The sequence below is a fragment of the Calditrichota bacterium genome, assembly GCA_014359355.1.
Lineage (GTDB): Bacteria > Zhuqueibacterota > Zhuqueibacteria > JANLFK01 > Oleimicrobiaceae > Oleimicrobium.
Genome location: JACIZP010000259.1, coordinates 1 through 11,123, shown reverse-complemented (window position 1 = coordinate 11,123; position 11,123 = coordinate 1). Strand labels below are relative to the sequence as shown.

The following is an 11,123-nucleotide window of genomic DNA, read 5'->3' as shown; positions in this document are numbered from 1 at the left end:
GCGGCCTTTCAGGAGTTGCTGTCTCGCTCATGAGTGACTCCCATGCTCAGCATGCGCGACAACCAGGGGCAACCCTCAACCGGTAGAATTTCCGGAAAATCCGACAAAGATGCAAGCGGAAAATCCTCGGCGCATTTTTCTGTTGATTATTTGGGCCGATTCTGCTAACTTGGAACCAGAGTCAACGCGGCGCGTTCGGAAGAGGGACGACAGGGATGGCGACCAACTTCGTGCAACGTCTTCGACATCTTGCCCGGCAGAAGGACAGCCTGCTGTGTGTCGGTCTCGACATCGAGCAGGAGCGGCTCCCCACGCACCTGGGACGAGGGTGTGGGGCGATGGTGGACTTTGGCCGGGCCATCATCGAGGCGACGGCCGACCTGACCTTGGCCTACAAGCTGAACTTTGCCTTCTTCGAGGCCTATGGCCTCGACGGGTGGCGGGCCTTGGAGCAGCTCAGGGCTGCCATCCCGTCCGACTGCCTGGCCATTGCCGATGCCAAGCGGGGCGACATTGGCAATACCATGCGCATGTACGCCCGCGCCATCTTCGCCACGCTCGCCTTCGACGCCACCACCGCCAGTCCATATCTGGGCCGCGATGCGGTGGAGCCGCTGCTTGCCGACCCCACGCGCGGGGTCTTCTTCCTCTGTCTCACCTCGAATCCTGGCGCGAGGGATTTTCAGTACTTTTCCGACGGCCACCAGCGCCTGTTCGAGCACACCGCAGCCACGGTGGCCAGTTGGAATAGCGCCGGCAATTGCGGCCTGGTCGTCGGCGCCACACATGCCGAGGAATTGGCAGGCGTGCGCGCCCTGGTTCCGACTCTTCCCTTGCTCATCCCCGGCATCGGGGCGCAAGGCGGCGATCTGGAAATGGCCGTTGTCCACGGTACCGACGCTCATGGGGAGCTTGCCCTATTCAATTCGAGCAGGGGGATCATCTTCAAGTCCTCCGGCCGAGACTTTGCGCAAGCGGCACGCGGCGAGGCTCAGGCCCTTCGCGAGGCCATCAACGCCGCGCGTGCCCCTAAGCGGCAGCCGTCTGCCTGATGGTCGGCGGCAACAAGCACCATCCAGCACAGGAGGCTCATGGTGGAAAAGGAACAAGTGATGAAAATCTTTCGCAGCAGTGGCGGGTTGTTGGAAGGCCATTTCCTGCTCAGTTCTGGGCTGCACAGCCCCCAGTACTTCCAGTGCGCCAAGGTCCTGCAATACCCGCACTATGCCGAACTGTTGTGCGGCGAAATTGCCGAGCACTTTGCCGGCGAGGACGTCGACGTAGTGATTGCGCCGGCCATCGGGGGCATCGTGGTGGCGCAGGAAGTGGGGCGCCAACTGTGCAGACGTTCCATCTGGGCCGAACGCGAAGAGGACAAAATGAGCCTCCGCCGCGGCTTTGAACTGCAACCCGGAGAGCGAGTGCTGGTGGTGGAAGATGTGGTCACGACCGGCGGCTCGGTGCGCGAAGTAGTCGCCCTGGCCACTGACGCCGGCTGTGAGGTCGTCGGCATCGGGGCCATCGTGGACAGAAGCGGCGGCAAGGCCACCTTCGACGTCGACCTCTTCTCCGTGATGAGGCTCGAGGTAGTCACCTATCCACCAGACAAATGTCCGCTGTGCAAACGCGGCGTGCCCGTGGTAAAGCCCGGCAGTCGCAAGCGTTGATCCCACCCACCGTGGCCGTCATCAGGAGGCGCTCATCCCCATGCCTGCGTTCGTCATTGTCAATCCCCAAGCAGCAAACGGCAAAGCTGGCCGCCTCTGGCCGGCATGCGCAAGGGTGCTCGACGAAGTCCTTGGTGGCCAGTATGAAGCCCACTTGACAGAGGGCCCAGGGCACGCGGTGGAGTTGGCCAAGGAGGCGGCAGCACACGGCTATGAACTTGTGGTCGCTGCTGGCGGGGATGGCACGGTCAACGAGGTGGTCAATGGCCTTGCTGACGCCCTCTCCCAGACGCGGCTGGGCATCCTTTCCTTAGGAACCGGCAAAGACCTCATCAAGACTCTTGGCATTCCCGCTGACCTGCGACAGGCTGCCCAGGTGCTGGCCAACGGGACGGTGCGCCACATCGATCTTGGGCGCGCGCGGTTCGTGGATCACCATGGCCGCCGGGCAGAGCGCCTCTTTGTCAACGTCGGCGATGTGGGCTTCAGTGGCGCAGTGGTGGAACGGGTCAACCGCTCCAGCAAAGCGCTGGGTGGCTTTGTCTCCTATCTTGGCGGGCTGGTGGCCACGCTGCTCACTTACTCCAACAAACTGGTGCACATCACTATCGATCAGGCAGTCGACGAAATCTTCGTAACGAACGCTGTGGTGGTGGCCAATGGCCAGTACTTCGGCGGCGGCATGTGGGTCGCGCCCACCGCTAAGCCGGATGATGGCCTGTTCGAAGTGGCGCTCATCGGAGATGTCGGCAAGATCGAGGTCATTGCCAACGTACCCAGGTTGTACCGCGGAACCTTGGCTTCTCACCCCAAGGTGCGCTACTTCCGCGGCCGCAGGGTGACGGTCAACTCGGGCGACGAGGTGCTGCTGGACCTGGACGGCGAGCAGCCAGGGCGCGCGCCCGTCACCTTCGAACTGCTCCCCCAAGCGCTCGCCTGCCTGACGCCGGCGTGAGCCACATATCCGCAAACAAAAAAGCCCCCACCCATGCGGTGGAGGCGCGACCAGTCTAAGTTATCCCAGATATTTGCGCAAAGGTTCGAGGCGGGAGCGGTGGCGCAGACGATGCAGCGCCTTCTCCTTGATCTGCCTCACCCGCTCACGGGTGAGGCGGAAATGGGCGCCGATCTCTTCCAACGTCAGCGGCCGGTCCCCGTCAAGGCCAAAGTAGAGGCGGACAATCTCCGCCTCGCGCGGCCGCAAGGTGGCCAAAACCTTGTCGATCTCGTTGCGCAGGGACTCGCGCATCAGGGGACCGTCCGGCGGGTCGTAGCGGTCGCTTTCCAAGACATCCAAGAGACTGGTGCCTTCGTCCTGCTGGAAGGGCTCGTCCAGTGACACGTGGCGGGCTGCGTTCCTCAGTACTTCGGCCACCTCGCGCGTGCTCAAGTCCATCTCATCGGCGATCTCCTCCATGCTCGGTTCGCGCCCGTACGCCTTCTCCAACGCCTCAAACGTGCGTCCCACCCTGTTGATGGCGCCCACCCTGTTCAACGGCAAGCGTACCACCCGCGCCTGCTCGGCAAGGGCCTGGAGAATGGACTGCCGGATCCACCACACGGCGTACGATATGAACTTGAAACCGCGCGTCTCATCAAAACGCTGCGCTGCCTTGATGAGCCCCAAATTCCCTTCGCTGATGAGGTCTTGCAGCGGCAACCCCTGCCCCTGGTACTCCTTGGCGACGCTGATAACGAAACGCAGATTCGCTTTGACCAACTCTTCCAGCGCCTGCGTATCCGAGTTCCGAATGCGTCGCGCCAGTTCTATCTCTTCTTGTGGAGGGAGCGGAGAGAAATTCGCAATCTCCTCCAGGTACTTCTCGATGGATTGTTTAAAGGGAAGTTCCGTATCGTGTCTCTTCTTGGCCATAGACCTACCTTGGGACAAAACCGCAGGGTGCTGGTCACCCGTTCTGTCTGTGCTCAGAGTGGCAACGATCGCTTCACAGCGTGCGGCTCACAACTGCGGTAGGGGGCGGCTTCTCACCTCCTTTGCTCAGCTAAGGCCGGTCCTTGCGAAGGGAGAAGAGTGCGATGATGGGTTTCCCGGCATGTCTACCATTGTCCTCAGGAGACGCCCAGGCTCTCAATGAGCCTCTTTTCACCAAGGCGGGAGAACGCAACCACGATCATGTGCTGTCCACCGCTGGTCACCTCCTTCCTGATGACTTCCCCCGTGTCGTCCCATTTCGGATGGTACACAGCCTGACCAATGGCGAAGGTAGCGGTAGGGTCGTATTCCGTGACGGAAGGCTGTCCTTCGGGTTGACGCCAGGCAATGAGTTCTTCCCACTCCTGCGCGTTGACAAGGGTCATCTTGCCGCAGGCGGTGCAGCGCAGCCAGATGATCTGTCCGCCAAGCCCCTTGCCAGCGCGCTTCATCGGGCGGTCTGCTCGACACTGTTTGCAGAATCTGATGACCGCCTTCTTGCTCTTTGTTGCCATGAAGCCAACCTCGGCCTGAATGGCGCTTGCGAGAGTAGAGAATCGTGCAAAGTGAACGAGGCACCGGTTTGCCGCTGCAGCAGGTGGCGCCACGCACGGACATCAAGGAATATAGTAAACTCCTACCGGTTTGTCAACCCCGAAAACGCGAAATTGGGGACTCACCCCGCAAGGAATCCCTGCATGCGCCCGAGGCGAATCGATCTGGTCGCGGGCGAGCCGATGGCCCTCTTATGGCAGGTGAGCGATCTATCGAGAGACCTCTGCCGCAGGACGCCTGCGTTCCAGCGACCATGAGCGGGCTGCACATGAGCCACGAGCTGTGCGCCGAGAAGCTTCGAACCGAAGAAGGAGGCTGCTGGTCCACTGTTGAAGGCGGGAAGTCACTGACACACACCGCCGCGCAGGTTTTCGTCACCGCCCCAGCTCTCGATCTGGGGAAGAACTCACGATGCCGTCCCTCACAAGGACGGCCGAAATCGCGGCCCGTACCGGCGGTTAGGCGAAGCAGTCCAGCATCATGCGGCTAGTGCCCAAGCAGCGGAGAGCACCTCCGCCTGTTCCAGCACTGTCTGAGTGGCTTTCTCCTGCTTGTCTGGCGGGTAGCCGTACTTGCGCAGGACGCGCTTTACCAAGCGCCGCAGGTTGGCGCGCACGTTTTCGCGCACCGTCCAATCGATGGAAACATTCTCCCGCACCGTGTGCACCAACTCCTGGGCGATACGCCGGAGGGTTGGTTCGCCGAGCACTCTCACGGCGCTGTCATTGGTCTCAAGAGCGTCGTAAAAGGCAACTTCCTCTTCCGATAGCCCCAACTGCTCGCCGCGCCGGTCTGCCTCGCGCATTTCTCTGGCAAGTGCCACAAGTTCTTCGATGACTTGTGCAGCTTCGATGGCCCGGTTCTGGTACCGGCGAAGCGTCTGTTCCAGGAGCTCGGCAAAGGAGCGGGCCTGAACAATGTTCTTCCTGCGACGCGTGCGAATCTCCCCGTCGAGGAGCTTGCGCAGGAGCTCTACTGCGAGATTTTTGTGCGGCATCCCGCGCACCTCAGCCAGAAACTCATCAGAGAGGATGGAGATGTCGGGCTTCCTAAGACCGGCGGCAGCAAAGAGATCGATGACTCCCTCAGAGGCCACCGCCCGAGAGATGATTTGGCGGATGGCGTGATCCAGTTCCTCTTCTGGCCGCACCTCACCAGGGACGCGTTTTGTCAGAGCGGCCCGTACAGCCTGGAAGAAGGCCACATCGTCTCGAATGGCAATCGCCTCTTCGTGCGGCACCGCCAGCGCAAAGGCTTTGGTGAGGTCCGCCACGGCCCGTAGCAAGCGGTCCCTCCCTTCCGGTTGCGCCAAGATGTGTTCCTGTGCAGAAGGAAGGAGCGCAATTCTCTCCGCGGCGCTCCCGCGCTTCCACTGCGTCCAGTCGAAACCGTAGAAAAGACCGCAACAGATCTCGTACTTCTCGCGCATCGCGGCAACTGCTTGCGCCTGGTCAATGGTAGTGGTTCCGGTGCCGCCGCTTTCCGTATAGGTCTCCAAGGCTGCTTTCAGTTCGTGCGCTAATCCCAGGTAGTCGACCACCAAGCCACCTGGTTTGTCGCGGAACACGCGGTTCACGCGCGCGATGGCCTGCATCAGGCCGTGACCCCGCATTGGCTTGTCGATGTACATGGTGTGCAGGCTCGGGCAGTCAAAGCCGGTGAGCCACATGTCGCGCACGATGACGACTTTGAAAGGGTCGTTCGGGTCCCGAAAGCGCTTGGCGAGATCCTCCCGCCGCCGTTTGTCACGAATGTGGGCTTGCCAGTCCGGCGGGTCGGAGGCAGACCCGGTCATGACCACTTTGATTTGACCACGGGCATCATCATCGTCGTGCCAGTGCGGGCGTAGAGGCGGATGGCCATCCACCCCTACGCAAATGATGTTGTACAGGTCCACGCAGATACGGCGGCTCATACAGACCACCATTGCCTTGCCTTCCAACGTTTCCAACCGCCGCTCAAAGTGTTGCACAATGTCCTGCGCGATCAGCCGGAGGCGTTTCTCCGTCCCCACAATCGCCTCCAGTTGCGCCCATTTGGTCTTGAGCCGCTCCTTCCGCTCCACCTCCTCGCCTTCGGTGACCTCCTCAAATTCCGGGTCAATCCGGGGCCGCTCGCGCTCGTCCAGGTCCAGTTTGGCCAGGCGGCTTTCGTAGTAGATGGGTACGGTCGCCCCGTCCTCCACTGCCCGCTGGATGTCGTAGATGCTGATGTAATCGCCAAAGACCTGGCGGGTGTTCCGGTCCGCCAGTTCCAGCGGGGTGCCCGTGAAGGCGATGAAGGAGGCGTTGGGCAGCGCATCGCGCATGTGGCGAGCGAAGCCGTCTATGAAATCGTACTGGCTGCGGTGGGCCTCGTCGGCGATGACGACGATGTTGCCACGGTCCGACAATGCCTGCGGGCCGCCCGCGTTCTCAACCAGGAACTTCTGGATCGTGGTGAAGATGACGCCTCCGGATTCCCGCCTGAGCAATTGGCGCAAATGGTCCCGGCTTGCGGCATGGACCGGCGGCTGGCGCAAAAGTTCCTGGCAGCGGGAGAAGGTGCGGAACAACTGATCATCCAGGTCATTGCGGTCGGTGATGACCACGATGGTGGGGTTCCCCATTACCGGGTCGCGGACGATGCGCCCCGCATAAAAGACCATGGTCAGGCTCTTGCCACTGCCCTGGGTATGCCAGACAACACCGATGCGCCGGTCACCAGGCTGTCCTCCTGCAAGCCTTCGCGTCTCGAAGCGACCGATGCGGTCGGCAATTCTTTCCGGCCGAAGTCTGGCCGCCCGCAGGGTCTCTTCCACCGCCACGCGCACGGCGTGAAACTGGTGGTATCCGGCCACTTTCTTGTCCAGCTTGCCGCTACCGTCATCTTCAAAAACGATAAAGTCCTTCAGCAGGGCAAGGAATCGCGTTTTCTCGAAGACTCCCTTGAGCAGGACTTCCAATTGGGGCAGCCCGACATCTTCCACCCCCTCACCCGAGATGGTCCGCCAGGGCTTGAACCATTCCCACCCCGCCGTGAGGGTGCCGAGTCGCGCCTCAAGGCCGTCCGTGGCGACCAGCAGTTCGTTAAAGGCGAAAAGCGTCGGTAGCTCGGCCTTGTAGGTCTGCAGTTGCTGGTACGCCGTGTGCGCGGTGGCCTTTTCTTCGGCCATATTCTTCAGTTCCATGATCACCAGCGGTAGGCCGTTGACAAACAGGACGACGTCCGGCCGGCGGGTACACCGGTTCTCTGTCACCCTGAACTGATTGACTGCCAGCCAGTCATTGTTCTCGGGCCGGTCAAAGTCCAGGGCATAGGCCTGGGCGCCGACGATGCGGCCATCCGCGCCCCGATACTCCACCGTGACCCCGTCCACCAGCATGCGGTGGAAGGCACGGTTGCGAGCCTCCAGGTTAGCGCCTTCAGGATGGGTAAGACGGCGGAAGGCTTCCTCAAGGGCCTCGGCTGGCAGGTCAGGGTTAAGCCGTACCAGGGCATCGCGCAGGCGCCGGGCCAGGATGACTTCGCTGTAGTCGGCGCGCTCGGCGAACAAGCCGTCAGGTGCAATGTCGGGACCGTACTGCACCGACCAATCTTCCGATGCCAGCCACGTCAGGGCAACCTCTTCCACCTCGGATTCGGTCATGCGTGCCATGGTTCGTCCTTTCCCAAGGATGCCGTTCCAGTGTCGGCACGAGGGTTCTCGCGGTCCGTCTCCCACAGCAACGGATTGTTCACGATGTATTCCCGTATGCGATTCAGGGATTCCTCATTGCGGATGACGTGTTCATAATAATTGCGTTGCCAGACCGGCAGGCCGGGCGTGCCGCGCAGGATGTTGATATGTTTGGCCGATTGGTATTTGAAATACGCAACCATTTGTCCCAACGTCGCCCCCCGTAGGGGCGCGGTCTCCGCGCCCGATGCGGTTTCCGCGCCCGATGCGGTTTCCGCGCCCGTCGCGGTTTCCGCGCCCGTCGCGGTTTCCGCGCCCGATGCGGTTTCCGCGCCCGTTGCGGCCCCCGCGGCCGATGCGGTTTCCGCCGCCGACGTATTGTAGGGGCGGGGAGACCCCGCCCCTACAACGCCCCACGTGCCGTCGGGACGGGGGGACGTCGCCCCGACGATGACGATGATCCCATGCACATGGTTGGGCATGACGACAAACGCGTCCAATTCGACGTTGGGAAAATGCACGGCAATGTCGCGCCACCATCGTTCGACAACCCGCCCCGCGTCGTTCAACCGCATCCTCCCCTGCGCCACATCCCCGAAAAGGCACACGCGTTCCTGCGTGGAAATGGTGACAAAATATGCCCCCGCCTGCGCATAGTCGTACCCCTTCAACCGGATGCTGCGGCGGTGGTGCTTTTCGGGATCGTATTTCATAACCCCCGGTCCTTCAAAAACCGCTCTGCATCCTTGACCCGCAGCTTGCCGGAGATGAGTTTGGGCACCAGCGCGTCGCGCAGCGCGGCGGATTCCACGGCGGATTCGGTAAATCCTGTGTTGCTCATCGCTTCTCCTTTCGCGGTGCCTTATCCTCCGGATGCTGAGGTTCATAAAGCCAGAAATTGATTGGGTTGTCCGGGTTCGGCGTCCACAGCCCGTTCTTGCTATCTAGGCTCACGCCCAATTTTTTCTCCTTGCAGAAGCGGTCGAACTCTTTGAGAACTCGACAACGCTCCCGAAAACTGCGGGATGGGTCAGCCGAAGCGTCGTCTTCGTCGAACAAGCGCGCTTGCGGTGATGTGGCCTGCAACCACTTTTGATACTCGTCGAACTTGTCGCGCGAGAATACAGCCAAGCCGGCAAAAAATCGGCAATCTGGAGAAGTGGATGCGCCTCAGAGGATACTGGTTGAATCTCTTCTATGCCGAACTCCCGGCGCAAGCGGATTCGAAACTGGCCGGCAGTAAGAAGGGACCGCTCGACTTCAATAGCCGTACTTACATTCTCGAGACAGTCCTGCAGGGTTTCCCAGTCCAGCGCAGTGTGTTCGTCGGGGCAGAGCCTCCAGACCGCATTGTTCGGCCAACGCGCTCGGAGCACGTTACGGAACAAGTGGTAGTACATGCGCTCGAGATTAGCGATGTCGTCTCTCCCCGCGATCTTGTGCCGGCTGTCTTCGATGTCCCAAACCAGCACATCCACGCGAAACTGACCCGCACACGCCTTTTCTACAGCAAATGTGCAAAGCTTCTCGGCTGCGAAGCGCTCTTTGGCGCCGTCCAGATTTTTCCACTTGAATTCCCCGACCTGCGATTCGCTCAGCAGCCGCCTCACTTCGCCTTCCATGACCTCCAGGCACTTCAGAGGCAGGGTCACCATCCCAAGACTGCGGAACCGGCCCGTGTTCCAATGTGATTCGTCCGCGAATCCAATGTGGGTGATTCTGCTGCTCATAACCCCCGCTCCCTCAAAAACCGTTCTGCATCCTTCACCCGCAGCTTGCCGGAGATGAGCCTGGGCAGCAGCGCATCCCGCAGCCCAGCAAGGGTGCGGGATTCACGCCGACACTCAAGCGCTCGCGTGAGCAAGCTTTCTGCCAGGCGATCGAATGCCATGGCGACATGGGGTGGTGGTACGAAGGTTGCAAGGCTGAGAATCGATTCAACTTGGGCGCGTTGATGGCTTTTTGAAGTCCCCGTGACAAGACTCTGGAGCTGCTGCCGAAACAAGGGCGACCTTGCGAGGCAATAGACAAAGCTTCGCGTGAAGGGAGATCGCGCGCGAAGCACCAGAAACTCTGTCGAGCAAACAGCATGCTCTCCAGGACGAACGTCAACCAGCCATACACGCTCGATCTCCGGGTTGAGCTTAGAGAGTAGAACTACCCCGGGCGGCACGTGCCACTTCTGACTCCTGATGGCTTCCCCGTACTCGGTCTTCGGCCATTGCCCTTCGTCGAAGGCTGGAATGCTGAAGTGCTGGTAGAGCGTCTGAGGCGACGAGAGTGGATTTTCCTGATCGCGCAGGTGTTCAACGACATCGCCAAGCGTCCCCACCCTCCACCCCTCCGGGATCTCCCCCAGTTCCGAATCCACCAGGCGGGCGGGGAAGAGGTCGTAGAGGTGGGCGGGGAGGCCGGGTTGTATGGGCGCACGGCCGTGCGCCCTTACGCCGCGCTGCCAGCGCGGGCGACCATCAAGGTCGCCCCTACATTTGGCGCGCACCGGCTCAAAGTCCACGAACCAGGCCTTGAAAAGCGCCCGTGCCATCTGCTCCAGCGTCTGGCTCATCCGCTGGTTCAGCTCGATCTTGTCGTCCAGCGTGCCGAGGATGTGGGCAATGGCGCGCTGCTCTGGGAGGGGAGGGAGAATAATCCGGAATTTCCTAAGGGATTCGAGGGCCCTCGCTATATTTGGCACACCTGTTGTGCTAGCGTACGAAAGAATTTCGTGTTGTCCGCGATCCGAGCGAAAGTAATAAAACACGTACAGCGGATCCGCTAGTTTAGTGTTTACGGTGACCTTGATCAAATTAGGTGAGAGTACATATTTGTCGTATGTCTGCGCAGGTACAAATCCCACACTTCCAATCGATCCTCTTGCAGTAAAAACGATATCCCCAGGAAATGCTAAAGAAGAACGCAATTCATGAGCTTTTTCTTCACTAATGTACACGTAATCGGAGTCCACAAAACGTGGACCCGCCAGATTGATTCCTCTTATGACAGGCACACCAAAGGTTCTATATTCACTGGCTTTGACATTTGAACCGAAAGGGCCCGACGCGGTTCTTTCGGCAATTTCCTGAATTGTCACTTCCCGCCACTCACCCGCCATAGCCCAGTTCCTCCAGGTTCTTCCAGATTGCCTCGTCCAGCCGTCGGGCCTCGGCCATCTGCTGGCGCAGTTGGGCCGTGAGGAGCTGCGTCTTCTGGTGAAACGGTTCGTCGTCCTCGTCTTCCACCTCGGCGCCCACGTATCGGCCGGGGGTGAGCACGTAGCCGTGCTGGCGGATTTCGTCAATGGTGACGGATC

9 protein-coding genes and 1 pseudogene are annotated in these 11,123 nt (G+C 60.6%); 3 read left to right on the top strand and 7 right to left on the bottom strand.

Annotation, left to right across the window (positions count from 1 at the left end):
- Positions 1-215: 215 nt before the first annotated feature.
- Genes pyrF through H5U38_11555 form a run of 3 tightly spaced genes read left to right on the top strand, consistent with a single transcriptional unit; the run spans position 216 to position 2,622 of the window.
- Positions 216-1,052 carry an orotidine-5'-phosphate decarboxylase gene (gene pyrF / locus H5U38_11565; protein MBC7187660.1) on the top strand — a complete coding sequence of 279 codons (837 nt, stop codon included), beginning with the start codon at positions 216-218 and terminating at the stop codon, positions 1,050-1,052.
- Between the two features lie 42 nt (positions 1,053-1,094).
- On the top strand, positions 1,095-1,667 hold the full coding sequence (locus tag H5U38_11560) for an orotate phosphoribosyltransferase (GenBank protein MBC7187659.1): 573 nt from the start codon (positions 1,095-1,097) through the stop codon (positions 1,665-1,667).
- A gap of 40 nt (positions 1,668-1,707) precedes the next feature.
- Entirely contained in the window at positions 1,708-2,622 is a 915-nt protein-coding gene (locus H5U38_11555; protein ID MBC7187658.1) for a diacylglycerol kinase family lipid kinase, read from the top strand.
- A gap of 60 nt (positions 2,623-2,682) precedes the next feature.
- Here the strand turns inward: H5U38_11555 and H5U38_11550 are convergent, their stop codons facing one another.
- From H5U38_11550 to H5U38_11520, 7 genes and pseudogenes are all read right to left on the bottom strand, one after another.
- On the bottom strand, positions 2,683-3,540 hold the full coding sequence (locus tag H5U38_11550; GenBank protein ID MBC7187657.1) for a sigma-70 family RNA polymerase sigma factor: 858 nt from the start codon (positions 3,538-3,540) through the stop codon (positions 2,683-2,685).
- 197 nt (positions 3,541-3,737) lie between these two features.
- Positions 3,738-4,115, bottom strand: coding sequence for a hypothetical protein (locus tag H5U38_11545; protein MBC7187656.1), 378 nt, complete (start codon positions 4,113-4,115; stop codon positions 3,738-3,740).
- A gap of 518 nt (positions 4,116-4,633) precedes the next feature.
- Positions 4,634-7,792: a type I restriction endonuclease subunit R gene (locus tag H5U38_11540; GenBank protein ID MBC7187655.1), complete on the bottom strand. Its 3,159-nt coding sequence runs from the start codon at positions 7,790-7,792 to the stop codon at positions 4,634-4,636.
- On the bottom strand, positions 7,780-8,526 hold the full coding sequence (locus H5U38_11535; protein ID MBC7187654.1) for a hypothetical protein: 747 nt from the start codon (positions 8,524-8,526) through the stop codon (positions 7,780-7,782). The genes H5U38_11540 and H5U38_11535 overlap by 13 nt, the downstream gene beginning before the upstream one ends.
- Positions 8,527-8,650: 124 nt before the next feature.
- A pseudogene (locus H5U38_11530) lies at positions 8,651-9,543 on the bottom strand (DUF3800 domain-containing protein).
- A complete protein-coding gene (locus tag H5U38_11525) occupies positions 9,540-10,925 on the bottom strand; it encodes a restriction endonuclease subunit S (protein ID MBC7187653.1) in 1,386 nt (461 codons plus the stop codon). Before H5U38_11525 ends, H5U38_11530 begins: the two are co-directional and overlap by 4 nt.
- A partial coding sequence (locus H5U38_11520; protein ID MBC7187652.1) for an SAM-dependent DNA methyltransferase occupies positions 10,915-11,123 on the bottom strand: 209 nt, incomplete at its 5' end. The genes H5U38_11520 and H5U38_11525, both read right to left, overlap by 11 nt.